This is a genomic window from Nonomuraea solani (genome assembly GCF_900108335.1).
In the GTDB taxonomy this organism is placed as follows: Bacteria; Actinomycetota; Actinomycetes; order Streptosporangiales; family Streptosporangiaceae; genus Nonomuraea; species Nonomuraea solani.
In genome coordinates this window covers 73,637-98,891 of the sequence record NZ_FNVT01000032.1, presented here as the reverse complement: position 1 = coordinate 98,891, position 25,255 = coordinate 73,637, and the positions used below count along the sequence as shown (strand labels likewise).

The following is a 25,255-nucleotide window of genomic DNA, read 5'->3' as shown; positions in this document are numbered from 1 at the left end:
CCAGTTGCTGGGCGAGGACTCCACCGGACGGTTTCGGCCCCGCGGAGGAGGTGACGTACGATCTGTCCGTCGAGCTCGCCGCTGCGGGGCACGACGTCACGGTTTTCGCCACCGGCGACTCGGCCGTCGGGCTCCCTCTTGCCTTTCATTTCCCCACACCGCCCGCGTACAGCCCAACGAACCCACGCACGCACGCTGAGGCGGCCATCGAATATGCAAATTCACATAAGTTCGACATCGTTCACAACAATGAGTCGAAATATGGCGCTCTGCTGGCCCACACCATCCGGTGGCCCACGGTAACCAGGGCTAACTGGTTGTTCGACGCCGACTTCACCGAGCAATTCCACCGCCTGGGCGAGCGGGTGATGCGAGCCACCAAATTCGTGGCGATCAGTCATCGGATGCGTACGCTCTTGCCGGAGTTGTCATTCGTGGGGACGGTGCACAACGGGATCGACGTCGAAGGGTTTCCCTATGGGGCAGACAAACAGGATTACGTCCTGTTCCTCGGCCGGATCATACCGGAGAAGGGGGTCGACCTCGCCATCGAGGCCGCACGGATCGCAAGAGTCCCCCTCGTCATCGCTGGGCAGTTGCTCGACAGACATCAAGAGTTCTTCGAGCGGAAGGTGGCACCGGCGCTCGGCGATGATGTTGTCTGGTACGGGCCCGCCTCACGCTCACAGGCGAAACAGCTCCTGCGCCACGCGCGTGCCCTTCTCATGCCGTACCGGTGGGAGGAGCCGTTCGGGAAGGTACTGGTGGAGGCCCAGGCGTGCGGCACGCCGGTGGTTTCAGTCCCGAGTGGAGCCGTACCGGAGGTGGTGGCCAACGGGGTCACCGGCTGGCTGCGCGCCACCCCTGAGGAGATGGCCGTCGCCCTTCGCCAGGTCGGCAGGCTCAGCTCTCTCGCGTGCCGGGAATGGGCGCAGACCCGCTTCTCCCGCGCCAGGATGGCGGCCGACTATGCCCGCCTGTACGCCGAACTTCTGGCCGACGATGCATGACCGTACGTGCGCGGCCGGGCACGGAACGAGAAGCTGACGGATGTGCGGGATCGCCGGGTTCACCGGCCCGAAACGTCCGGACGACGCGGCGCTCCTGGTCACCATGGCCCGGCGGATGGTCCATCGCGGACCCGATTCCGCGGGCACGTACGATTCACCCGCTGGTTCGATGGTCGTACGCCGTCTTGCCGTCCGAGGTGGGCCGACCGCCGACCAGCCATTGCTGAGCGAGGACGGATCCATCGCCGTATGCGGCAACGGCGAAATCTACAACTACCCCGAACTACGCCGTGACCTGCTGGGCCGAGGCCATCGTTTCCGCAGCACCTCAGATCTCGAGGTGATTGTTCACCTGTACGAGGAATGCGGCACCGGCCTGTGGAAAGAGCTGGTCGGCGATTTCGCCGTCGCCGTCATCGACAACCGTTCGCGGTCCGTCGTGCTCGCCAGGGACAGGCTGGGCATCCGCCCGCTGTACGTCACCGAGATGTGCGGACGGCTCGCCTACTCATCCGAAATCCGGCCGCTGCTGGCGGTCGGCCCCGAGCCGACCACCGCGAGCACTGCCGGCATCGCCCTCTATCTTCAGCACCAGTTCGTTCCCGCGCCGCTGACCGCTTTCCACGGCATTTACAAGGTGAACCCAGGCACTCAGTTGGTGATCCAGGACGGCCGAGTGCGCGAGCACCGGTATTGGAGCCTTCCGGAGCGTCCCGCCGAGGCCGCCCACCACGGCGCGGAGCTTCCGTGGCTCCTCGGGGAGGCCGTCAGCCGGCAAGGCGGCTCCGTGGACGGGCCGGTGGGCCTGTGCCTGAGCGGTGGGCTGGACTCCGCCGTCATCGCCGCCCTGCACCGCACGTGGGCCGACCGGCCGTTGACCGCCTTCACCATCGACTTTCCTACTGCGGGGGACGGCACCCGTTCCGAGGCCAGCGACGCCGCCGCGCTGGCCGGCCGACTCGGTATCGAGCATGTCGTCGTGCGCCTGTCCGCCGGCAGCTATCTGGAGACGGCCACGCGGGCGGTGGAGGCTCTGGAGGAGCCGGTCTGTGACCCGACGGCGGCGCTGCTCGACCGCATTTCGGCGGAGGCGGCAGGTCGCGGGATTCGGGTGCTCCTGTCCGGTGAGGGAGCGGACGAACTGTACGGCGGCTACGCGCAGTACCGCCGCTCGATGGCCGGGGAACGGCCGTGGATCGGCGGCCGCCGGCTGCTGAAGTCGCTCGATGACGGCGGCCTGTGGCCGGAATTGCGACTACCCGGCGACGGCCCGGCCGAACTGCCGCTGACGCGAGTGCTGGGACGCAGCGACGCCGAGACGATCGAGGTGCTGCACGCTGCGGCGGTCAACGTCGAGCCCAAGGGTTCGGAGACGGAACTGCTCTACCGCTACGGCCGGGATGACCTGCGGGGCTTCGTCCCCAGTACGTTGCTGGCCCGGAGCGACAAGATATGCATGGCCAACTCGGTGGAAGGCAGATATCCGTACCTCGATCACCGCGTCGTCGAGCATGGGCTGTCCATGCATGCCAACCGCAAGTTCTCGGCGGGGGCAGACAAAGTGGCATTGCGTTCCCTGGCTCTGGACCTCGGGATCCCCGCCGCCGCCCGGGCCGCGAAGAGCCCGTTCTCACTACCCATGGCCGCGTGGCTGGCGGGGCCGCTCCAGGTCGTCGTGGCTGATCTGCGACGGCTGGCGGACAAGGATCAACTCGGGCTTCGGCCCGGCCGATGGCTGCCAAAACTGATCACCCCGGAAGACCTCCTGGCGCCCGGCGCGTTTCCGTCCGATATCTGGAGCATCTATTCGCTGCTGGCATGGGCCAACACATTTCTGCGGTAGAAACCACAGTCATGGCACACACGCCACTATCCAGTCGAGCACCGGGGACCATGTACGATCACCGCGAATCAAGATCGATCCGCTCTTTTCAATGTCAGGCATCAAGCTCGGGGGTACACGAATGAAGCCCGACGTCATCTGCCGGTGGGCGAGCTGGAATCCGACCATCGAGGGCTGCTACATGCTCAGCCACAGCATCGGGTCGTTTCAGCGATTCCTTGGTTCGACCGCGGAATATGTCGTTTACGCGGACGATCCCGAGTTCGTCGCAGCGCATCTACTGGTCGAGGCCGAGGTGCGGCAGCTGGACGGTTCGCCGCGATCCCGCTACCTCCGGCCGGAGGCGACGTGGCGTAAATGGGCGCCCATGCCCCGGATCGATGCCGGCAGGGCCGAATTGCGTATTGACTCTGACATATTTCTGCTGGCCGAGCCGGTCGAACTGCGGCGTTTCCTGGCCCGTGGTGGCCCTTCCTATCTGGTGTCAAGTGAAGAGTTCGTGGCATTGTGGCCGTACGGGAACTTCGGCGGGAAACTGCCGTCCCGCTTTCTGCCCATCAACGCCGGCCTGGTGGGCCAGGCTCCGGGTTGCGATCTCACGCCCCTGCTCGATGCCGAATTCGATTGGTGGGAAGAGTCGATCGCCCCTGACGAGGTGAAGTATCACGATGAGCAGGGGGCGGTCGCGGTGGTCATGCAGGCGCTGGCGGCGGAAGGCGAGGTGACGGTCCTCGACCCAGCCCGTTACCGAATCGTCTGCCCGCTCAATCGACCACCGGTGCGAGATGTGACCGGTCTCGTCATGCTGCACGCGACGTACCCGGAACATCCGGCGTTCTGGCGGTTCCTACCTGAGATCGCGCAAATGAGCGGTATCACAGCCGATCCGGCCGAGGTCGGCCTGACAGTGAGGAGACATGTCTCATGAGTGACCGGTCCCGTTCGGCTCTGAGGAGCACCAAGGCCATTCCGACGGCCCTGGCGATCGAGGACGTCCTGCTCGTGCCGCGGCGCAGCCCCGTGCGAAGCAGGCGCGACGTCGATTTGAGCTCGACGGTTATCGGCGACCTGCGCCTGTCGATCCCGATCCTCTCCTCGAACGTGCCCTGGTGCACGGAGACGGCGATGGCCGTGGCCATGGCCCGGCTGGGTGGGATGGGCTGCGTTCACCGGATGCAGACCATCGACGATCAGGCGGATCAGGTCCGGCAAGTGAAGCGGGCTTCCACTGATGGGAGCGGCTCGCTCGGCGTACCGCCGTCTGTCGACGGTGATGGCAGGCTACTCGTCGCCGCCGCGGTAGGGGTGGCCGACGATTTCGTCAAGCGGGCGGAGGCACTGGTGGACGCCGAGACGGACGTGCTGCTCGTGGACGCCGCGCATGGACACCTGGAGCTTTCGCTCAACGCGGTCCACCTGTTGCGCGAGCGCTACCCCGACCTGCCGATCATGGCTGGCAACGTCGCCACCGCCGAGGGGGTGGAAGACCTCGTCGCGGCCGGTGCGGGAGCGGTGAAGGTCGGCATCGGCCCCGGCGGGGTTTGCACGACCCGAGCCGTCGCCGGGGTTGGCGTGCCCCAGTTCACGGCGGTGCTGGAGTGCGCCGCGGCCGGCCGGGAGCTCGGCGTGCCTATCGTGGCGGACGGTGGCATCCGCAAGGCTGGGGACATTACCAAGGTGCTCGCCGCCGGAGCGGCGTCGGTGATGCTCGGCTCAGCGCTCGCGGGTACGGAGGAGAGCGCGGCCGTGCCGGGCGAGGACGATGGCCACAGTGTCCGGTCGTCCACCGGTTATGTCTCGCTCGGTATGCGTCTCACGCTCCGCCGGGCGGAGGGGCTGGCGGTGTCCCGCGAGGACTTCGATGACTACGTACCCGAAGGCGTGGAGGTGGCCTTCCCGGCGACCGGCCCGCTGCGTAACGTCTTGCGGCAACTCACCGGCGGGGTGCAATCAGGGCTCAGCTACTGCGGCGCTCCCGACGTACCGACGTTGCAGGCGGTGGCCCGGTTCGTCAGGGTCACGCCGGGCGGGATGCAGGAGAGCCGGCCCCATGCGGGGGAGGGCGACGGCCGCCTCATCGGCAGGTTCGGTGCGTCATGAAAGTGGCCGTTTTCTCACTTGGCCCGGTGTTCCCCCAGCATGTTCACGGCGGCTCGCAGCGAACGTTGATCTCCGTCGTCCGTCATCTGGCCGACCAGGGGCATGACTGCGACATTTACTGCACCCTGCGGGACGACAACGCGCAGTCCTTCGAACTGGCCCCCGGCGCGCGGGTGCGCCCGTCGCTCCGTTTCAAGCAGACCTTCCCTGAGCCGTACTACACCGCGCCCTATCACCTCGCCTCCATCGCGGAGACGCTGCGTACGGCGGCGAGCGACTCGGACGTCTTCTACATCCATGACTCGGAGCTGGTGTTCAGCCAGATATACGACGACGTGCCGGTGGTTTCGGGGGTTCAGGATTTCGTCTACCCGACGACGTTGGAAGGCGTCTTCTCCTTCCGCGGGCGACAGTTCATCGCCATTTCCGAATATGTCAAGCAATGCATGTCCGCCACGCTCTCCCGGCTCTCGGACAAGCACTCGACCTCCGTCCAAGTCGTCCCAAACGGCTTCGATCTGTCGGTGTTTCGTCCGGTCGACTCCTCTCGCATGGCATCCGAACTGGGCATACGTCCCGACTGGGTGCCAATTCTCTTTCCGCATCGCCCGGACCCGCGCAAGGGCCTGTTCCAGGCCATCTCCGTGATCGCCGCCGCCCGTGAGCACCTGCCACCCCAGATCTTCGCCCGGCTACGCCTGCTCGTGCCGCGCTGGATGGACTCGGAGCTCGTAGGAGAGGAATCCGGCCACGAATATCAAACTCTCTACCGGGAGGCGGAGAAGTACGCGATCGAGAACGACCTCGGGCGGCTTCTCCACGTACATCCGTGGATATCGGCGGACCGCATGCCGGAGTACTTCTCGCTCGGGCGATTGACGTTGTGCATCGGTAACTTCGTCGAGGCGTTCGGCAACGTCTCGGTGGAATCCCAGCTGTGCGGGACACCAACCATCGTCAGCCGCGTCGGCGCCCAGCGGACCGTCCTCCCGGACGAACTGGTCGCCAAGGTCGACTACGGCGACATCAGCGGATGCGCGGGGCTGCTGGCGGCCCTGCTGCTCGACGAGAAGTCCTTCGATACCCAGCGCTTTCGCGAGTTCGTCGACGCCACCTACAGCGAGCGGGCCACGGTCGCCGGGTACCACGAGGTGTTCGCCGACTCGGCGGCTGGACGGCGTACCGGGACGCCTTTGACGCACGGGGGCAGCGGTTATGGCATCCCGCCTTGGTGCGCACTGACGGCGCACGGTTACTACAGCGACTACCTGCACGCCTACGCCGAAGACCGGGAATTGTTGTCGCTGCTGTCGGCCACGCCTGACGGAAATCTGTCGGCCAAACAGGGCATAGCACCGGACAAGCTGACCCGCTGGGAGGCGGAAGGGCTGCTCATGAGGCAGCGACCGCCAGGCGACCACCCTTCCCGTTAGAACCCACCAAATCCTGTGGCGCACTCGTGCGAGAGTGCCATGGCAAGACCTACCTTCGCGTTTCGGGTCATGGGAGACCGTCCATGGACGCCATCCCGCCGATCAGGGGATGGGCGTGGGAGTCGAGGGCGCGGAGTAGACGACGAGCGTGTGTCCATCGACATGCCGCGAGGCAGCATGACCACCAAGATTCACGTGATGGCGGATCGGCGCTGCCGACCTATCGCCCGTCCCTTTCGGCTTCGTCCACCAAAGTAGCTTCGATGAGCTGGACCGTGGCTTTTATCTGCTCAGGCGGAAAGTAACTGGTGTCCCCGATCACTTGGTATGAGAGCCCGCCGAACACGCTCAGGAACAATCGGATCCTCTCGTTCTCGAACCGGCGTCGCCACGTGAACGAGCTGTCCTGGAGGAGGTCCCGCGGCCCTGCTCCATCTGGGCATCGCGGGTCGCCGTCAATGGCCGCGCCCTGGGAGACCACGTTCAGGGTGATCAGATCCGGAATGACGCTCGGCTGGTGCATCTCATCCAGTACGGCTTTGACATGGTCCGGGTCGTACTGGCTGCATTGATAGGCCCTCAACGCCGCCAGGTGCACTGAGCGGACCAGCTTCGGAAACGGAGCTCCCCCGTTTTCCAACAGTACTGGGGTGTTCTGGCACAGGTAGAGGACAGACCGTTTGACCTCGGGAGCGAACCGGTTGCTCACCCGGAGCAGAACCGGAAGCGTGTCACGGCCCGCGTACACGGTCAGGACACGTGCTGCCGCAGCCAGGAACACCGACGCCTGGCTCACCCCGTGCCGGGCGGCCAGCATCTGGGACGCGTGTAGGGACGCCTTGGACAAGTAGTCGCCTTGCCAGAACCGTGGCGCCATCGGCTCAACCCTTGGGGCGAAGGCGTCAGCCGACGGTGGACATGCGCTCAGCACCTTGTGCCAGTAGGCCGCCACACGATCGCCCAAACGAGGTGCGAGCACTTCCCGCTCGTAGCGGGCCTGCTCGATGGGTTGCCTGGTCACCGGCGGCAACTCACGCGCGCCGGCCAGCAGTGCCGCGAGCTCGTCCAGTAGCAGTTGGTTTGCCCAGCCGTCGACGACCAGATGCGAGAGGCACAGGACTACGGTCCGCACCCTGTCACCTACCATCACCAGGCCCACGCGTAACGGCAGGTCCACCGCCAGGTCGAAGCGTCTGGCACCGAGACCCGACTGCGCATCGCACAGCCGGTGCGCTGCCTCGGGTCCTCCGGCCAGGGTGACTGGTATCGCGCCCTGCCCTCCGATCATCTGGAGCGGCTGGTCATCGTCGCCGGTACGGAATGTGGTACGCAGTGCGTCGTGCCTGGCGACCAGGGTACGGAGCGCCGTCAGCACCCGGTCGATCGAGGAGCCGCCATCAGGCACGTCCAAAGTCAGCGTCACGTTGAGATGCCGATCATCAGGGGCGATGGCGCGAATGTTGTTCCACATGCCCTTCTGCGCCCAGGCGAGCGGGCCGCTGTCGACACGGCGGGCCGAGAACTCAAGCGACAGTGAGCCCATCTGCTCTGGCAGATCCACCGACTTTCACCTATCTCTCGTTCTGTGGTTTGTCGCAGACAGGGCGAGGTGCTCCATGCTCAGACGGGCGTGTAACCGCCCCGGACCGGGCGTCCGCTCTGCCTTTCCTCGCCTTGAAAGGTCAGCAATTCGGCGAGGATAATTCACCGTTCACAGGGACGATCGCGTCTCGCCATCATCTCGGATGGAGTGCGCGAGTGGACCTACGGTTTGGAGCTCACGTCCGCTGGGCTGAGGCGTTTCGAAGACGGCATGGCTCGTGATGATCTTCGCAGTCTTGTCGCTACTGCTTCTGCTCCATGATGAACGTGCCCAGGGCCAGGTTCACGGCGGGCTGCCTTGTGCCCTCTGCGACGCGGGCAAGTTGGAGGTCGCGCCAGCACCGCTCCAGCGGATTGCCTGTCACGAGCACCGACCCGCCGAGCAGTTCGACCAGCCGGGAGACGCACGAATAGGCCAGAGACGCCACCGTGCTCAGGATGGCCGCGTGCCAGGGGCGGGAGGCTTCCCGCTGCTCCGTGCCTGCCAGCGCGGCCTGCTCCAGTCCTTGTACGCGATTGTAGAAAAGGCTCCGGGCCTGCAGAAACTCCGCCGTGGACAGCCCGATCGCCAGATCGCCGGAAAATCGCTTGGCGGGGTCGGCGGCCGAGCGCCTGCGGGTCAGTTGGTCGTGGGCGTAAGAGAGCGCGCAGCGAGCTATACCGAGGAAGACCGCGCCCTGCATGAGTATGGATTGCCATGCGCCGTAGTACCGGCAGGACTGAGGCCGATTCGCCGGATCACCGAGGTCAGAGAACCAGTACACGCGTTCCCAGGGAACGCGGACATTCGTCAACCGCACGATTCCGGTGAGAGAGCCGCGCATGGAGTGAAGGTAGGAGGCCGGTTCGCAGGAGATGCCCGGCTGCCGCGCGTCGATCATCATCGTGCAGCCCCTGGCCTCGCCCGACACCGGGATCTTGGCTGTGCAGGTCAGCCAGGTCGCGAGGGGAGCTCCTGAGCAGTACTGGAGGATGCCATCCAGCTCGACGCCGTCTGCTGCCTCTCTGATGGCCAGGCCGGACCTGCTGTGCGACCCGGCGAAGAGGGCCCCCTGCCGCACCACGTCGGTGAAGTACTCCCCGCATCTGCCATGGGTGGCGGTGGGCAATAAGAAATGCAGCCCCTGTTGGATGGTGAAGAGCCAGCCGAGCGATCCGTTCTTAGCAGCCAGCATTTCCAGGAAGCGCGCCGCATAACTGACGGAGGCGTCGCGGCCACCATGTTCCGCCGGCACGGTGTCCATCAAGAATCCCTCGCCGACCAGCGACTTCAGCGCCGCGGCCGCCCCGTCGTCATCATCGGGACAATCGGTCAGGAGTTCCCGCGCCATCGCCAGTCGCGCGGCCTCGGCGTCATCGAGTACGGGAATCGCGCTCTCGTAGGATTCGTTCCAGGTCATTTCGTCCAAAGCCTGCGGCATGGAGATCAGTGCCTTTCGTCAGTTTTCCCGGTCTCGGGAGAAGGGCTGTGGACCAAATAGGGTCCGAGGCACAGGACGTCGGCGCCACTGCGCAGAAAAGTACGGACGGCGTCCTCCGGTGAACAGACGATGGGCTCGCGTTCGTCGTTGAACGAGGTGTTGATCACCGCGGGCAGCCCCGTACGCCGCTGGAAATGATCAATCATCGACCAGTACGCGGGTTGCACTGCACGATCCACAGTGTGCGGCCGTGCGCTCCCATCCGCATGCACCACGCCGGGAACCCGCTCTCGCCAGTCGGCCGCGATGCGGTCGGCCACGATCATGAACGGTGTGTCACCGCCGCGTTCCAGCAGCGCGCCCGCATCCTCCCGCCGGAGGCTTGGGGCCAGTGGCCTCCATCGGGCCCGCCGTTTGATGTCGTTGACCCTGTCCCTGGTCGCGGCCAACGCGGGTGAGGCGACGATGCTGCGCTGGCCCAGTGCCCGCGGACCGCCCTCCATACGTCCCTCGAACCAGCACACGACCTCGTTCCGGCTGAGGTGCTCCCCCGCTGCCTCCGTGATGTCGCCAGGTTCCCGATAGGCCAGCCCGGCGTCCGACAGCGCCTTAGCGCAGGTGTCCGCACCGAACGAGGGCCCCAACGAAATCGAGGTCAGGCGCTCGTTGACCGGGGGGACGCCGCACATGACGCTGGCGTGCAACGCGGCTCCGATCGGCGCGCCGTCGTCACCAGCCGCCGGCTGCGCGAAGAACCCTTCAAGGCCGGGGAGGTGGGCGAGACGGCCGTTGGCCGAGCAGTTCAGGGCGACACCACCGGCTATCACCAGCCGCCGGCTGCCAGAGAGCCGCAACGCGAGCTCCGCGAGATGGACCAGCGCCTCTTCCAGGGCGAACTGCCCAGAGGCCGCCATGTCCCGATCCTGCTGTGTCCAGTCCGCGAGCGCAGTGGGGAGCCCGCGTTCGCGCGCCTCCCGCGGCTCTCCGAACCGCTCGGAGAGCCGCCGTATCCAGGCCTCGATCACGGATCGGTACGTGGTCCCCACCGGGTCCCACCGGGTCAGGCCGGGATCGAGGCGGAGACGGTAGCCGTCAGGGTCCAGCTCTATTTCCGGGAACTCGAGGACGGGGCGGCCATAGGGCGCGAGCCCCATCAACTTGCCCTCTCCGAAACTGCCGAGACCGAGAAAGCGTGTCAGGCAGGCGTAGAATTGCCCCAGCGAGTCCACCGTCGAGAATTGCCGCAGCACGGATATCCGCCCGCCATCACCGTGGGCCAAGGTGGTGGCGACCCTGTCCCCCTCCCCGTCGACCACGAGAATCGCCGTCTCGTCGAAGCCGGAGCACCAGTACGCGCTCGCCGCGTGTGCCAGGTGATGAGACACCTGAAAAAGCGGCACCACCCCACTACGACACCCCGCCATTGCGGCGAACTCGCGTATATTGACCGGCCATCGAGCCCAGTCGGCGCCGAGTTCACGCTCGCCGAAGCTGATGTCCTCGTGATATCCCGGCGGGGCCACCGATCCGAACTCCTCTTCCACCCAGGGGGTGGCGAGCGCGTCGATGTCCGCCCAGGTGAGGCTGCGGGAGTCCAGGCACCAGCGGACGGCGTTGACCGGCTGCCGGCCGCGTGCGTGCTTGTCCCGTATGAAGCGCTCCTCTTCAGCGAAAGCCACCACGCGGCCGTCCTCGATGAGGCAAACGGACGCGTCGTGGTGCCCGATGGCGTTTATCCCCAGAACTCTCATATGACCATCCCGACTTTGCGACAGGTGTCGATCGCGCGTTCAGCGCTGCGAATGGGCCGGCTCAAGCAGCTCGCGATGGTGCCGCGCCACCTTCCAGAAGGCGGCGGCGATCTCGCCGACCAGGGCGGACTGATCGCCGATGGCGTTGGCGCCGAGGAAGACGCTGATGTCGGTGCGAGCGCACCGGTCCTCCGTCACCGGGCAGTCGCCGGCGGCGTAGTGCACGTCACGGGATCCGAGGTTCCACGGGAAGCCGGGCGCGAGGTATTTGCGTTCGCGCATCTCCTTCCGGAGGTGCAACGGAGTACGCACATATCCGATGCGGACCGGCGCTCCCTCGGCGATCAATGCCTCGACGTACCTGTCGCGGGAGAGGCCGGGCAGTTCCTCGGGGACGAAGGTCGGGCAGTACAGATGATAGACGTGCCTGCCGAACGTGGATTCGGCCGCCGGACGGATACCGGGACAGCCCTCCAGTGCGAGGCTGAGAGCCCGCAGATTCACGATTCGCTCGTCGTTCCACCTACGCAGCTTCGGCAACTGCGCGGCGCAGATGGAGGCGGCGACGGGGTGCATCCGGTACGTGGGCAGGAAACCGTCCGGCACGGCGTATCCGCCCGGGAGGTCGACACGATGGCGCTGCGGATGTTGTGACATCGCGATGGCCCGATGTCTGACCTCTTCCGACGAGGTCAGAAGGAAGCCGCCCTCGCCACCGACGATCTGTTTGCCGCTGCCGATCGAGAAGCAGCCCACGGTACCGATCGTGCCGACATGTCGATCGCGGTGCATCGCCCCGGTGGCCTGCGCGCAGTCCTCGATCACGGCCAGTCCATGGGCCTCGGCAAAAGCCATCATACGGGTCATGTCCGCCGGCTGGCCGTACAAGTGCACCACCACGATCGCCTTGGTGGCTGGGCTCAGACACTTTTCCGCCGTTTCTGCGGTCAGCGTGTACGTCTCGGGGTCGATGTCGGCGAAAACAGGTATGGCGCCTTGTTGCAGTACGCAGGACACCGACTGGGGCCAGGTGTACGCGGGTACGATGACCTCGTCCCCAGGACGCACGCCGACCGCCACCAAGGCGGTGTGCAGGGCAGCCCACCCGGAGTTGGTCGAGACGGCATAGGGGGCGCCGAAGTAATCGGCGACGGCGCGCTCGAATTCCACGACCGGCCCGCTGCCGAAGATCGAGGTCAAATAGGTGGAATCGGTTCTGGCACGGCGGAGGTGTTCGCCGAGTGCCGCGACCTCGTCATCACTCAGTACGGGCCAGGTCGGAAGCGGGGTGCGAACGGTCGGGTCGCCGCCCAGCAATGCCAGGCGATGCGTTTCCGGTGAATTCATCTCGGTGCGACCTGTCTTTCCTTGCATAAGGCAATGAGCGGGAAACCACCGCCGGAATCGTGCCGGCCAACGCGATTCCCTATCGGATTCCGACGATCTTGTGCGTCTGCAGGCTGAGCCGCCATCGCGGATTGGTCAGGCAGTATTCGAGTGCCAGGCGGGTGTTGGCCACCGCGTCCGGGCCATCCATCGGCTGCAGCGAGAACCGGGCGAAGTCGAGCTCCTCGTAGCGCTCCGGCCGGGCGTCGTGCTGTGGGAAGACCAGCTTGAGCTCGTCACCGGAGGTGAGCACGAGTTCCGCGCTGCTCTTCGGACTGACGCATATCCAGTCGATCCCGGGCGGTGCCGCACGCGTTCCGTTGGTTTCCACGGCCACCGTGAAGCCCGACTCGTGCAGTGCTTCCACGGCGGCGTGATCGAGCTGAAGTAGGGGCTCACCTCCGGTGCAGACCACGTACCGCTCACCGCCGGCCACGTCCGCCGGCCAGAAGGCGGCGACCGCGGCGGCGAGATCGGCCGCTGTCCTGAATCGGCCGCCGCCGCTACCGTCGGTCCCCACGAAGTCGGTATCGCAGAACTTACATATCGCCCTTACACGGTGCTCTTCGTGGCCGGTCCACAGATTGCAGCCGGTGAAACGGCAGAACACGGCCGGTCGGCCGGCATGGGCGCCTTCCCCTTGCAGGGTGTAGAAGATCTCCTTCACTCGGTACATGGCTCAGGCCCTGCCGGTGAGGGCCGGGTCCGGCAACCCGGCCTCCGCGAAGCCGCGGCCACGCAGAAGGCAGGAGTCGCAGCTCCCGCAGGGGCGGCCCTCGGAGTCGGGATCGTAACAACTGTGAGTGAGGGAGTAGTCCACCCCCAGGGCCAGCCCGCGCTCGATGATCTGCGCCTTGGTCAGCTCGATCAGCGGCGTGTGGATCCGCAGCCGCTGGGTGCCCTCGACGCCTGCTTTGGTGGCCAGCGCGGCCATGCGTTCGAAGGCCGCGATGTACTCCGGGCGGCAGTCGGGGTAGCCCGAATAGTCGAGGGCGTTCACCCCGATGAACACGTCGTTCCCGCCCAGTGACTCGGCCCAGGCGAGCGCGAACGACAGGAAGATCGTGTTACGGGCCGGCACATAGGTCACCGGGATGGAGTCGTCCAGCTCGTCGACGTGGCCGTGCCGCGGCACGGCGATGTCCGCGGTGAGGGCCGAGCCCCCGAACAGACGTAGATCGATGTCTGCCACGACATGCCGCTCCACGCCGAACTGTTCGGCGACGCGGCGGGCGGCGGCCAGTTCGACGCCGTGACGCTGACCGTAGCGGAAGCTCAGCGCATGGAGGCGGTATCCCTCGTGCTTGGCGATGGCGAGAACGGTCGCCGAATCGAGTCCTCCGCTCAGCAGCACTACCGCAGGCTCATTGGCCATGTCACCCTCCGGGAAATTCAATGGAAAGTTGCCTGCACGGCGGCGCGGGCAGCCATTTCAGTTTTGCCACTGGCCCGACCCGCGTCAATTATCCGACTGGCACCGCACCCGACGGGACGACTATTAGGCGGCGCGCCAGTCGATGCTCGATGCAATATCCCGCCCGTGGCGGATCCGCATTACCTTGACGGCGTGCGGCGCCAAGGCGGCCGCGGTCATACGGCGGTCGGTGGCCTCGTCGTCATGCTCTCGATTCGGATCGCCACCGAGTCCCAGATAATACCTTCGCGTGCTCCAGAGAAAGCGAAGGAGCAGGCGAATGCCCTTCCACTCGTTTTCGCCGCGGAGCGACTTCCGCAGGTGCCTGCCGGTGATGCGCCAGGTCGCCTGCCACCAGGGAATGTCCAGCCACACGATGAGGTCGGCCGCCGCGAACAACGGCTCGGTCCAGCCCAGATAGATGCCTTCCGTCACCCATCGGGGCCGTTCGGCGATCTCGGCTGCCGCGGCTCGGCGCTCTGGCCACGGTACCGGAGCCACCTGCCGCCCATCTCCGCTCCTGCGTATCGCCACCCGGTCCAGTTCATGATGGTCAGCGGTCAACGCCGCGGCGATCGCCGTCGCGAGGTACGTCTTGCCGCTCCCGGCGGCTCCCACTACGTGGATGCGATGGGCCATCTCATGCCGAAGCCGCAGGGATGGCCACGGTGCTCCTCCGGTCGATCGTGGCGCGCACGTCCGGGCCGGTGCTCAGCAGGCCGGCGGGGCGTTGCAGGACGTCTTCGACCTCGTCCACGAAACGCCGCACAGCCGAGGGCAGTCGCTGAAACGGCACCCCTGCTGCAGCTGGATCGAGGCGGTCGAGACAGGTGAGCGCGATGTAGGCGGGATCGTTGAGCATGACCGCCGCCTTCGCCGACTGCATGTCGAACGCCCCCACCCGCCGGGGACGACCGGTCACGGTGGCTTCCTCCTGCCATCCCCGCTCCCGGATCTCCCCGGGCGACAGCTCGCGCGGCAGGTCACCCGGCCCGACCCTGGTGGCGTACGCCTTGAACACCAGCACCACCTCAGTGACCCGCGTCGGCGCCAGACCGACGTCCGCTGCGGCCGTGGCGGCGGTGCTGTCCTTGGAGACGGTGTGCGGATACGTGCCGTAGAGCACCGACAGCCCGAAGCCGTTCGTGCCTTCCACGAGGACGCGTTCACCCCGGTCGAGCGCCTCGTTCGCCAGCGCGGCCACGTCGGCCGTGAAGGGGGCGAGTTGCGGAGTGTCCCGCACCAACGTGGCCGTGCGCATGGCCCGATCGGCGAGGCTCGGGCCGTGCCCGCTACCGGTGCTCCCCACCACCGTACTGAGGAACCGATTGCTCACATCGGCCTGCCGGTGACGTTCCTCGATGACCGTCGCCCTGCCGTCGATCTTGATCCGCCCAGCCAGGCCCAGACGCTCGATCTCGTCCAGGAAGACGTCAGGTGAGATCAGGGTGCCGGCGCCCAGTGCCAGCCGGCAGTCGGGGTGCACAAACGCGGCGGGCGTCTGCCGGAGACGGAATTCGTGCCCGTCCCGCACCACTGTGTGGCCGGCCCCTGGACCGAGCCCTGCTCTAATACTCAAGCTGAATTGATCACGGGTGGCAAGATAACTGCACACCTTGCCCTTGGCTTCGTCACCCCATTGTCCGCCGACGACGATGGTGCTCGGCATCAGTCGCTCCCTTCGCTTTCATCCTTTTAAACTCGGTGGCCGGTCTCCGGCATCGAATTGGAGTACGTCACACCATGGACAAGGAATTCTCCGTCGGACCCGATGTGGTCCTGCCTCTCGATGAGGGGCGTTATGGCAGTCCCCGGATGCGGGAAATCTTCTCAAAAGTGAATCGCTATCGACTATGGCTGACAGTGGAGCGTGAAGTCGCCCGGGTTCAGGGCGAACTCGGTGTGATCCCCCGGGATGCCGCCGCCGCCATCGACGCCATGGGGCGTGACGGTATCGATCCGGCGGCGATCAGTGCGGCCGAGACGTGGACAGGCCACGAACTGGCGGCGTTCGTCCACGTGCTGTCGGTGTCGGCGGGAGCGCACGGTCGGTGGGTTCATTTCGGTCTCACCAGCAGTGACGTCATCGACACTGGGGTGGCGCTACAGCTAGCGCAGGCCATCGCCCTCCTCGGCCAAGAGCTGCGGACGCTCACCGACTCGTGCCGGCGCCACACCACGAAGTACGCCGACCTCACCATGACCGGCCGAACACACGGCCAGTACGCGGAGCCGATTACGCTCGGCGGCAAGTTCGCCGTCTACCTCGACGCCCTGCTGCGCACCTCGGACCGGCTCGCCGAACTCTCGCCCAGGGTCCTGGTCGGCAAGGTGGGCGGAGCGGTGGGCACCGGCGCCGCCTTCGGCCACCTCGGCACGGAGCTGGAACGCCGGGTGCTCGATCGGCTGGGCCTGGGAGTGGCGCGGCTGAACTCCCAAGCGGTCGCCCGCGACCGCATCGCCGAGTTCGTCGGCTGGGCGGCCCTGTCCGGAGCGGTGGTCGAGAACATCGCCACCGAGATCCGCAATCTGCAGCGGACCGAGATCGCCGAGCTGCGCGAGCCGATGGCCACCCGGCAGATCGGCAGCTCCGCCATGCCGCATAAGCGCAATCCCGTCCTCTGCGAGAACGTGTGCAGCCTGGCCCGCCTGCTGCGCTCGCTGATCCACCCCGCGCTGGAGAACGTGGTGTCCTGGCACGAGCGCGACCTTGCCAACTCGGCCAACGAGCGGTTTGTCATCCCGCAGGCGTGCGTCCTGCTGGAGGAGGTGGTGCGGAAGATGACGACCGTGCTGGCCGGTCTCGAGGTCGACACGGCCGCGATCGCCCGCAACCTCGACCGGGCCGCCACTGTCTGGATGAGCGGCGCGCTGCTGCGTCTGCTGGTCGGCAACGGGCTCGCCCGCGCGGAGTCGTACCGCGTGGTGCAGGAGTGCGTGCGCTCCGGTCAGCGTGGCGAGCGACTGGTCGATGAGCTGCTCGCGCACGGCATGGTGGCGGCCGTTGTCTCGCGCGATGACCTGGCGGCGGTGGTCGAGACGGATCTCGGCGCCGGCTGGTACGCCGCTCGGGCACGAGCCGTGGCGGACATCGCCTCATCCCACACGAAAGGAATGGTGTGAAATGACCGCTTCCGCAGTGTTGCTGCTCGACCGGGACGGCACCCTTGTGTCCTGGGACGAGATGTTCATCGCCTGTGTGGCCGACGCCTGCCGCCAGGCGGGGGTGGCGGCCCCGGCGCCGGAAGTGGTGCTGGCGTACGAATTCTGGGAACAGTTGCTCGCCGACCGGCTCGTGGTGGAGGGCTGCCGCATCACTGTCGACTCCGATGCGATCCCCCGTCGTTATCTGAGCGCGTACGGACGTCCGATTCCCGGCGCCGTACCCACCATGGCCGAACTGGCCTCGACCGGTGTGGTGACAGCCCTGGTGAGTTCCTGGACCGGCACGGAGGCCACACGTGCGCTGGTCGATACCTGGGGCATCGGCGACGCCTTCACCCTGGTGCTGACCTCCGACGACCTGGCGGTCACGAGCCCGCTCAGTGCCGTCGAGCGCAAGCGACTGCTCCTCGAACTGGCGCTGCGTGAACTAGACCCCGGTCTGCCAAGGTGGATGGTAGGCGACTCGGCCAGCGACATCGAGGCCGGCAAACAGGTCGGCGCCACCACGGTCGCCGTGCTGACGGGCAACGGCGCCCGGGACTTCGCCCACGCCGGCATGGTCAGGCCCGATCACATCGTGGCGAGCCTCGGCGACGTACCTGAGCTGATCCGCCGGAGCCGAGCCAGCCTCTGACCCGGACCGCACAACGGGCTATACGCCGCGAGGAGAGCTCCAGGTGATCGCGGCGTATGCCGCGTGGTTGTGAATGCTCTCGTCGTTCACAGCTCGTACGCGATAGGCGGCGATGCGGTCGCAATCAGACAGAACCTGGCACACATTACGCACCATGTCCTCGACGAAGACCGGATTGTCGTAGCCGGCCATGGTCACGTGACGCTCGTCCGGCCGCTTGAGCAGAGCGTAGACCGGAGACGAGGCCGCCGCCTCAGCGATGTCGATCAACTCGTCGAACCACGGGCCGCTCGTGTGGTCGGCGTCCTTGACCTCGATCGTGATGTGGCCGCGCTGGTTGTGCGCACCGCGATCGCTGATGGCTTTGCTGCAGGGGCACACGCTCGTCACCGGCACTTCGACGCTCCACGCCAACTGCGTACCGGCCACACTGCTGCGTGCCGTGATGGAACAGGTGTACTCAACGAAGGCGCGGGCCCGCGTCACAGGCGCTTCCCGTTCCAGGAAGTACGGAAAGGTCAGGTGGACCCGTGCTCTGTCGCTTCCCATGTGCAGCCGCAGTTCGTCCGCCAAACCCGCCGCAGTGGCGGGCGTCAACTGCTCCCTCGAACCATGGAGTACTTCGATGAAGCGGCTCAGGTGCGCGCCCTTGGCCTCCGGCCCGAGGTCAACCGCCATGGTGGCCGTGGCGACGGTCTCTCGCTTCGCGCCCTGTCCGTCGGCCACGAGAACGGGATACCGCAGACCTTCGATCCCGACCTCGTCCAACGGCACCCCCCGGCTGTCATGCGCCGCCTGCACATCGGTGAGCATCAGCTCTCCCCCCGATAGACACATCCAGAAGTGCACGTCTCTCGAACGTGAATGGCCGAGATCGGCAGGGAGCCGACCAGGCGGTCCCAGATCCACTTGGCCAGGTTTTCGCTGGTGGGATTCTCGAGCCCCTCGACCTCATTGAGGTAGTAGTGGTCGAGCCGCTCCACCAGGGGCTTGACCACCTTCTTGATCTCCCCGAAATCGATTAACCACCCTGCGGAGGGATCGACCTCACCGCTGACGTGCACCTCCACGCGATAACTGTGGCCATGCAGCCTGCCGCACTTGTGGTTCTCCGGTACGTTCGGCAATCTGTGGGCCGCTTCAAAGGTGAACTCACGAAAAATCTCGATCACTCGATTCCCCAAATCTGTGACTTTTGACGTTCAGGTGAAGCCGATTTGATCTGTCGAGAATGGGGTCATGCAATGCTTTTCGGCGATTCCTCGCGATTGAGAGCGCGCTGAGTATGCTCGGACGCGGGAACGCCCACGGTCAACCCGGCGCATCCGCACGCGTCTCCGACCGTGCGCCGAGAGCCGTCCAGACATGCCACTGATGCGGCAGACGACTGAGCGACGTCTCGACCTGACACAGAAATGCCCGCGCATCCCCTGAATAGCGATGACAGACAATGTTCAGCTCCGGGCGCCAGCCGTTCACCACTTCCGCGCACATGAAACTGACGAGCGCCGCGTCGTCGCCGAGAATTCGGAATATGCGCTCCGTCCCGTCCGGAAGCCGGGCATATTCGGCACGGAAAGCCGGTGTTCCCGGCTCGCCGATCGAATCGATGGGCAGGATGAAATCCCAGCCGTTGTTCAGCCCTCGGCGCGCGCTGAACATCGCCTGCCACGAAGGAAAGGCCAGCGGAGTGATGAGGCCGCGTTGACGGTGTCCGACCTTCGGCAGGACCAACCGCCGGCTGTGCTCAGGATGAGCACTGCTGAAGGCCACGTTGTGGCCGCGCACCGCGAGCATCGCGGCGATGGCGCCCAGCATGCCGGTCCTGGCCGTCAGGATGAGGTTGCCTCCCGGCGCGATCGGGTGTTCACAGGAAAGCCCCAGCGCGCGGACGGTGTCGGCGGCGCCGAATCGCCGGAGGGTGTCGTCGAACGCTCGTCCCGACGCCGATACGAGCACATGTCTCTCGAAGATGAGCAGCCGTTCCCGCAGGCTGGGAAAGGGGCCATCGCGTATGCCGAGCGCCAGGTCCCGTCGCCACCAGCGGGAGCGCGGCCGCAATCTCGACTGCGCATATCTGGATAGGAACCGCCTGCGATAGAAGGCCTTGGCCTCATCCATGTCCCTGCCCGAGAAGCAAGGGCTCGACGACGCCGTGATGGTCGACAGGCGGCCGTTCCCAGGGAAAGACCACCCAGTCGTCGGCCGAGAACACCGAGTAATCCGGTCGCTCCGTACAGCCGTCATTCACCACGATGACGGCCGCGCGCACCTCCGTCGCCCCTGCCCGGCCTGCGCGCTCCCGGACCCCTCGCAGTGTGCCACCATCTCCCGCGATATCATCGACAAGCAAGACCCGGGCACCCTCCAGAGACTCCGGAACCAGCCAGGAGATCTCGACCTCGTCCCGTTCGGCGTAGCGATCGTCCGAGGAGTTACGGGTCACCCCGATCGCTCCGACGCGGCCGGAGAGCAGGTGCCCGAGCACGGTCGCCAACGGGAGGCCGCCCCGCGCGATTCCCATGATGACGTTCGGCTGGAAGCCGCTGTCCATCACCTGTCTTGCGAGTTCTTCCGCGGCATCGCCGAACGCGGGCCAGTCGAGGCGCAGCAGCCGCTTGCGCTCCCAGCGCGGGGTCATGACGCCTGCCCTTGTGCGGGAATGCCGCTACCGAAGGCATTTCGGCATGGACGCGCCATCGAGTTCTCCTTGTCATTTGCGGGTGCAACACATTTCCAGCACGGTCGTCCCGCCGGCGGTGTCCCGCCGGCGGGACACCGCCATGAAGGGCATCTCAATTGATAGGCTCTCACCGCGTGTTCCCTACAGCACCACTTCGCCCGATCCGGCCGGTACAAATGATGCCGCCGACTCAGGGCCGCGTGCTACCGGCGGCCGCCACCGGCTAATAAGGTGTCCCAAGTCATTCTTTCTTAACGGGGCACCCCATCGTGGGGAGATAACTTATGACGACTCATGCCACGAGTTGGAATTTCCGCCGGGCGGTTGTGACGGGTGGTGCGGGCTTTCTCGGGTCACATCTGTGTGAGTGGCTGTTGTCCCTGGGCACACAGGTCGTGTGCCTGGACAACTTCCTCACCGGGATCCCAGCCAATGTCGCACACCTGACGGACGATCCCGGATTCCGGCTCGCTCGCTGCGACATCACGGATTTCATCCACGTTTCCGGAGAGGTGGATCTTGTCCTGCATTTCGCCTCGCCCGCCTCCCCCACGGACTATCTCCGGCTGCCGATCCAGACCCTGAAAGTCGGCAGCACGGGCACCTTGCATTCCCTCGGACTCGCCCGGGAGAAGAAGGCCAGATTCTTACTCGCCTCGACATCGGAGGTCTATGGCGACCCCCTTGAGCACCCGCAGCGCGAAGTGTATTGGGGCAACGTCAATCCTTTGGGGCCGCGCGGAGTCTATGACGAGGCCAAACGCTACGCGGAGGCGCTGACGACCGCGTACCGGGCGAACTGCGGCGTGGACGCCGTCATCGTACGGATCTTCAACACCTACGGCCCACGCATGCGTCCGGACGATGGCCGGGCCATTCCCACCTTCATCCGGCAAGCTCTCGCCGGGGAACCGATCACGGTGGCCGGGGACGGCAGCCAGACCCGCTCTGTCTGTTACGTCGACGATACCGTGCAGGGCATTCTCGCGCTCGCCGCGAGCGGCCACCCGGGTCCGGTGAACATCGGCAGTCCCGATGAGATCACCATCCTCCACCTGGCCGAGACGATACGGGACATGGTCGATGCCCAGGCCCCGATACGGCTCATCAACCGGCCGGTGGACGACCCCAGCGTGCGAAGGCCCGACACCACGCTGGCCGAGACCTTGCTGGGCTGGAAAGCCACGACTTCGCGCGAGCAAGGACTGCACAAGACCATCGAGTGGTTCCGCTCGGCATTGGCCGGCCAGGAGGAACTGCCGTCCTTCACGCGCTGATCACGAAGAGCAACCGAGAGATCGATTCATGGCACTTGATGGGCGGCTCCGACGGGCCGCGGATCAGCATCCCGATCGACCTGCGATCATCGAGAGCAACCGCGGGACCGTCCGGAGCATCACCTGGTCCCAGTTGGACCGCATGACCGCGCCCGCGGCGAGCCCGCTGGGGCAGGGGCACAGGCCGATCCTGTGCGTCGACCTGCCCAACACGCTCGACGGCGTGACGACGTTGCTCGCCTCCCTACGAACGGGGCTGCCCGTTCTCCCGCTCAATCCCATGACTCCACCGCGGGAGCGCGCCGAGCTCATGGACCGATTGGCCGCCACCTACGGCCCGGTGTACGAGCACGACCGGCTCGTAGCGGCCGGAACTGGTCACGAGAGGTCATGCCGGGGCGATTACCTCCTGCTCACGGGCGGCTCCACGGGACGGCCCGTCCCCATCGAGGGCAGCCTCGCCTTGGGCGGCTTCCCGACGCTCCTGCGCCGAACGGGCTGGAAGAAGGGGCAGCGCCAGCTGATCGTCGGCCCCCTCTATCACACCGCACCTTTCATGCACCTGGTCGCGGGCATCCTGGACGGGCACACCATCGTGGTCCAGGGCGTGTTCGAGGCGGGCAAGACCATTGACGTGCTGCACCGCCAGGCCATCGAATGGATGCAGGTCACACCGTCGCACATGCGCAAACTGCTCGCCGAGCCGGGTCTGTCCCCGGACCGGCTGACCTCGCTCAGGTCGCTCGTCCACACGGCAGGCCCCTGCGACGACGAGACCAAACGGGCCTGGATCGACCTGCTCGGTGCCGATCGGATCTTCGAGTTCTACGGCGCCACCGAGCAGATCGGGATGACCGTCGCGCGTGGCGACGAGTGGCTGGCACGACCCGGCACCGTGGGCAAGGGCTTCATGACGCGCATCCGGATCCTCGACGAAGACCGGCGCCCGCTTCCGCCCGGGGCGGTGGGCCGCGTCTTCATGCGCAACGGCCGGCCTGTCTCCGCGGCAATCGAGCACACCGTGGACGGTTACCTCAGCCTCGGCGACCTCGGCCATCTCGACGAGGACGGCTATCTCTATCTCACGGGACGTCGCCAAGGCCTCATCATCGTCGGTGGCTCGAACGTGAATTCATCCGAAATAGAAGAGGTGGTCCTGCGGCTCGCGGACGTGGCGGACGTCGCCGTCGTCCCGATGCCCGATCCCGGCCTCGGCCAGATTCCCGTCGCCCTCGTGGTCAGGCGTGCCGGCAGCGGACTTACGGTCAAGGAGATCGCTCGGCACTGCCGCGGATTGTTGTCTCCGTACAAACGGCCTCGTCGTATCGAATTTGTGGACGACCTTCCCAGAACCGAGACAGGCAAGTTGCAAAGCTGGCGCCTGGAAAACCTGCGAACTTGAGAGGTAAAAGCACGCATGAGCGCATCGTCTGCTGCACGTCATGAGCACGCGATTACGATCGACCACCCCGATGTACGGGCAGCCGCCGTCTACGAGGAAAATGGCGAGCTCATCGTCGCCGTGGTCCCCAAATCGTACGCGAGCGCGACGGGCATCAGGGAACACCTCTGGAAACGGCACGCCTTGCAGGTCCTCGTGGTCGTGGTGGACGAGCTGCCCGCCATGACCGACGGAGCCGTGGACCTCACGAAATTGGGCGAGGAGGTAGCCGCTCTCACCGCATCTCAGAAATCACGCTACGTTGCGGCGTCGGGAGACCTGGAAAGCCAACTGGCCGGGTTACTCGGGGAGATTTTGGAAATCGAGCGGGTCGGCGTCCTCGACGACTTCATGGACCTGGGTGGAAACTCCATGGACATGGTTCAGCTGAGCACCCTCATTATGGAACGTTTTGGCGTGGACCTGTCGCTGGAGATTGTTTTCGAGGCGGCTACGGTCCGGAACCTAGCCGGGATCGTGCGGCAGCGGAGCTGACCCGTGTCTTTCCCGCAGGGTACGGCGAGCGCTCCTGCTCTCATGGTCCCTGACGGCACATGCCTGCGTTACGGCGACCTCAGGCGTGCGATGAGTCCATGGCAAAAGGCCACCGCGGCGCTGAGGGACAAAGGGCTGGTGCTGCTGTTCGCCGACAACTCCCTCTCCACCGCTTTGTGCTACCTGGCCTGTCTGGAATCCAGGCACACGATCATGCTCGCCGACCCCGCGCTGAACGAGCGCGCCGTCTCCCGCGCCCTGTCCGCATTCCAGCCCGAACTGGTGGTGCGGCCACCGCGCACGCTACGACTTCCGGACGGTTATCTGCCCGCCGATGAAGCGATCTGGCGACGTTCGCGGATCGACACGAGCCCCGTTCACGACGAGCCCGCCCTGCTGCTGATGACATCGGGCAGCACCGGTGCCCCGCGCGTGGTGTGCCTTTCGCGGGACAACCTGTTCAGCAACGCCGACAGCATCGTGCGGGCCCTCGGCATTACCGAGACCGATCGTGCGATCACGTCCCTGCCCCTCCATTACTGCTACGGCCTGTCGGTGCTCAACAGCCACCTCGCTCGTGGCGCGAGCGTCGTCCTGACCCACCAATCTCCGAGCAGCCGGGGGTTCTTGCGACAACTGGCAGAAACGGGCGCGACGGCACTGGCCGGGGTTCCGCTCACTTATCAGGCTCTGTGGCCGATCCTGAGCAGGCAATGGCCATCCACGCTGCGCACGCTCACCCAGTCCGGCGGGGTCCTCAACAACGTCAGCGCCTACGCCCGGCTGGCCGTGGAGCGGAACAGCCGCTTTTTCGTGATGTACGGGCAAACCGAGGCAACGGCGAGAATGGCCGTACTGGACACCGCAGCACACCCCGAGGCCATCGGATCGGTGGGAAGAGCGGTGCCGGGTGGCAAATTCGAACTCCTCGACTCCGACGAGATCGTTTACCGGGGCCCGAACGTCATGCTCGGATACGCCGACAGGCGGGCGGATCTGACGGCAGGCGACCGCATGGACGGTGTCCTGCGAACCGGCGACCTCGGTTCCCTCCGCGACGGCAATCTTTTCCTGCGCGGCAGGGTCAAGCGCATCGCCAAGGTCGCCGGGAAGAGGATCAGCCTCGATGAGGTCGAAAGCGCCTTTCGCGCCCTGGACACGACCGCCGTGGTCGAGTCGGAAGGCGTGGTCATGGTCTTCTGCATGGCGGAGGTGGACGCGGCTCGCGAACTGGGCCGCGAAATCTGTGCCGACCTTGGCATCTCCCCCGCTTACCTGCGGATCAGACAGGTGGACAACCTGCCCTATAGCGCGGCCGGAAAGATCGACTACCAGGCGTTGAAGTAATCGTCACGTGTTTACATCATCCAGCGCCTCCGAATGGGCGGCGTTAGCCGGACGGCTCGGGCACCGGCGCTGATCCCAACCCTCCCTGAACGCCATGTCGAAATGGCCTACGGCGTACAGGAAGAAGAGCGGCTTTTGCGGTGCGCGCTCGCCGCCTCTGGTCCAGCGCCGCGTCTCGGCGACCCGCTCGATCCAGTTCCCGGTCGGCCAGGTTTGGACGATCTTTCGACCTCGGCACACGGTATTTCGCGGT

The 25,255-nt window shown here is 66.0% G+C and carries 24 protein-coding genes; 12 read left to right on the top strand and 12 right to left on the bottom strand.

The features are described 5' to 3' along the window. Positions 1-50 precede the first annotated feature (50 nt). From C4V41_RS55225 to C4V41_RS66345, 6 genes are all read left to right on the top strand, one after another. Entirely contained in the window at positions 51-1,010 is a 960-nt protein-coding gene (locus tag C4V41_RS55225; RefSeq protein WP_160150737.1) for a glycosyltransferase, read from the top strand. Positions 1,011-1,050: 40 nt separating this feature from the next. Continuing rightward, a complete protein-coding gene (gene asnB / locus C4V41_RS55220; RefSeq protein WP_103964097.1) occupies positions 1,051-2,853 on the top strand; it encodes an asparagine synthase (glutamine-hydrolyzing) in 1,803 nt (600 codons plus the stop codon). Between the two features lie 121 nt (positions 2,854-2,974). Continuing rightward, positions 2,975-3,781 carry a hypothetical protein gene (locus C4V41_RS55215; RefSeq protein WP_103964096.1) on the top strand — a complete coding sequence of 269 codons (807 nt, stop codon included), beginning with the start codon at positions 2,975-2,977 and terminating at the stop codon, positions 3,779-3,781. Further along, complete coding sequence (gene guaB / locus C4V41_RS55210; RefSeq protein WP_200824921.1) at positions 3,778-4,953, top strand: IMP dehydrogenase; 1,176 nt, start codon at positions 3,778-3,780, stop codon at positions 4,951-4,953. Before C4V41_RS55215 ends, guaB begins: the two co-directional genes overlap by 4 nt. Beyond that, entirely contained in the window at positions 4,950-6,386 is a 1,437-nt protein-coding gene (locus tag C4V41_RS55205; protein WP_103964095.1) for a glycosyltransferase family 4 protein, read from the top strand. The genes guaB and C4V41_RS55205 overlap by 4 nt, the downstream gene beginning before the upstream one ends. A gap of 10 nt (positions 6,387-6,396) precedes the next feature. Next, on the top strand, positions 6,397-6,525 hold the full coding sequence (locus tag C4V41_RS66345) for a transposase (protein WP_103964094.1): 129 nt from the start codon (positions 6,397-6,399) through the stop codon (positions 6,523-6,525). A gap of 81 nt (positions 6,526-6,606) precedes the next feature. Here the strand turns inward: C4V41_RS66345 and C4V41_RS55195 are convergent, their stop codons facing one another. From C4V41_RS55195 to C4V41_RS55160, 8 genes are all read right to left on the bottom strand, one after another. After that, complete coding sequence (locus tag C4V41_RS55195; protein WP_146104194.1) at positions 6,607-7,947, bottom strand: condensation domain-containing protein; 1,341 nt, start codon at positions 7,945-7,947, stop codon at positions 6,607-6,609. Positions 7,948-8,230: 283 nt separating this feature from the next. After that, positions 8,231-9,409, bottom strand: a complete 1,179-nt coding sequence (locus C4V41_RS55190) for an acyl-CoA dehydrogenase family protein (protein ID WP_103964092.1) — start codon at positions 9,407-9,409, stop codon at positions 8,231-8,233. A 5-nt stretch (positions 9,410-9,414) separates the two neighbouring features. After that, positions 9,415-11,160 (bottom strand): carbamoyltransferase family protein, encoded by a 1,746-nt coding sequence (locus C4V41_RS55185; RefSeq protein WP_103964091.1) that lies wholly within the window; start codon positions 11,158-11,160, stop codon positions 9,415-9,417. 39 nt (positions 11,161-11,199) lie between these two features. Further along, a complete protein-coding gene (locus tag C4V41_RS55180) occupies positions 11,200-12,507 on the bottom strand; it encodes a DegT/DnrJ/EryC1/StrS family aminotransferase (RefSeq protein WP_160150735.1) in 1,308 nt (435 codons plus the stop codon). Between the two features lie 79 nt (positions 12,508-12,586). Further along, complete coding sequence (gene queE, locus C4V41_RS55175) at positions 12,587-13,222, bottom strand: 7-carboxy-7-deazaguanine synthase (protein ID WP_103964089.1); 636 nt, start codon at positions 13,220-13,222, stop codon at positions 12,587-12,589. 3 nt (positions 13,223-13,225) lie between these two features. Continuing rightward, complete coding sequence (gene queC, locus C4V41_RS55170; RefSeq protein WP_103964088.1) at positions 13,226-13,921, bottom strand: 7-cyano-7-deazaguanine synthase QueC; 696 nt, start codon at positions 13,919-13,921, stop codon at positions 13,226-13,228. Positions 13,922-14,044: 123 nt separating this feature from the next. Next, positions 14,045-14,599 carry a P-loop NTPase family protein gene (locus C4V41_RS55165; RefSeq protein ID WP_103964087.1) on the bottom strand — a complete coding sequence of 185 codons (555 nt, stop codon included), beginning with the start codon at positions 14,597-14,599 and terminating at the stop codon, positions 14,045-14,047. Position 14,600: 1 nt separating this feature from the next. Continuing rightward, positions 14,601-15,629, bottom strand: coding sequence for an adenylosuccinate synthetase (locus tag C4V41_RS55160; RefSeq protein WP_103964086.1), 1,029 nt, complete (start codon positions 15,627-15,629; stop codon positions 14,601-14,603). Between the two features lie 74 nt (positions 15,630-15,703). On the opposite strand from C4V41_RS55160, the gene purB reads away from it, so the two are divergent. Further along, positions 15,704-17,083 (top strand): adenylosuccinate lyase, encoded by a 1,380-nt coding sequence (gene purB / locus C4V41_RS55155; protein ID WP_103964085.1) that lies wholly within the window; start codon positions 15,704-15,706, stop codon positions 17,081-17,083. A 1-nt stretch (position 17,084) separates the two neighbouring features. Beyond that, positions 17,085-17,759 carry an HAD family hydrolase gene (locus C4V41_RS55150; RefSeq protein WP_160150734.1) on the top strand — a complete coding sequence of 225 codons (675 nt, stop codon included), beginning with the start codon at positions 17,085-17,087 and terminating at the stop codon, positions 17,757-17,759. Positions 17,760-17,777: 18 nt separating this feature from the next. On the opposite strand, the gene folE2 is transcribed toward C4V41_RS55150, so the two are convergent. The 4 genes from folE2 to C4V41_RS55130 all read right to left on the bottom strand — a co-directional run bounded on the left by folE2 (position 17,778) and on the right by C4V41_RS55130 (position 20,400). After that, on the bottom strand, positions 17,778-18,572 hold the full coding sequence (gene folE2, locus C4V41_RS55145; RefSeq protein ID WP_103964083.1) for a GTP cyclohydrolase FolE2: 795 nt from the start codon (positions 18,570-18,572) through the stop codon (positions 17,778-17,780). Then, the gene (queD, locus tag C4V41_RS55140; protein WP_200824920.1) at positions 18,572-18,931 is read right to left on the bottom strand and encodes a 6-carboxytetrahydropterin synthase QueD; all 360 of its coding nucleotides are present in this window, start codon (positions 18,929-18,931) and stop codon (positions 18,572-18,574) included. The genes folE2 and queD overlap by 1 nt, the downstream gene beginning before the upstream one ends. Before the next feature lie 139 nt (positions 18,932-19,070). Next, positions 19,071-19,880 carry a hypothetical protein gene (locus tag C4V41_RS55135; RefSeq protein WP_103964082.1) on the bottom strand — a complete coding sequence of 270 codons (810 nt, stop codon included), beginning with the start codon at positions 19,878-19,880 and terminating at the stop codon, positions 19,071-19,073. Beyond that, on the bottom strand, positions 19,873-20,400 hold the full coding sequence (locus tag C4V41_RS55130) for a phosphoribosyltransferase (protein WP_103964081.1): 528 nt from the start codon (positions 20,398-20,400) through the stop codon (positions 19,873-19,875). Before C4V41_RS55130 ends, C4V41_RS55135 begins: the two co-directional genes overlap by 8 nt. A 326-nt stretch (positions 20,401-20,726) precedes the next feature. Here C4V41_RS55130 and C4V41_RS55125 point away from each other — a divergent pair, with 326 nt between their 5' ends. The 4 genes from C4V41_RS55125 to C4V41_RS55110 all read left to right on the top strand — a co-directional run bounded on the left by C4V41_RS55125 (position 20,727) and on the right by C4V41_RS55110 (position 25,002). Then, positions 20,727-21,719, top strand: coding sequence for a UDP-glucuronic acid decarboxylase family protein (locus C4V41_RS55125; protein WP_103964080.1), 993 nt, complete (start codon positions 20,727-20,729; stop codon positions 21,717-21,719). A gap of 28 nt (positions 21,720-21,747) precedes the next feature. After that, entirely contained in the window at positions 21,748-23,121 is a 1,374-nt protein-coding gene (locus C4V41_RS55120; protein ID WP_103964079.1) for a class I adenylate-forming enzyme family protein, read from the top strand. Positions 23,122-23,136: 15 nt separating this feature from the next. Then, complete coding sequence (locus tag C4V41_RS55115) at positions 23,137-23,655, top strand: phosphopantetheine-binding protein (RefSeq protein ID WP_103964078.1); 519 nt, start codon at positions 23,137-23,139, stop codon at positions 23,653-23,655. Between the two features lie 138 nt (positions 23,656-23,793). Continuing rightward, positions 23,794-25,002 carry an AMP-binding protein gene (locus C4V41_RS55110; protein ID WP_160150733.1) on the top strand — a complete coding sequence of 403 codons (1,209 nt, stop codon included), beginning with the start codon at positions 23,794-23,796 and terminating at the stop codon, positions 25,000-25,002. Positions 25,003-25,255: the final 253 nt, after the last annotated feature.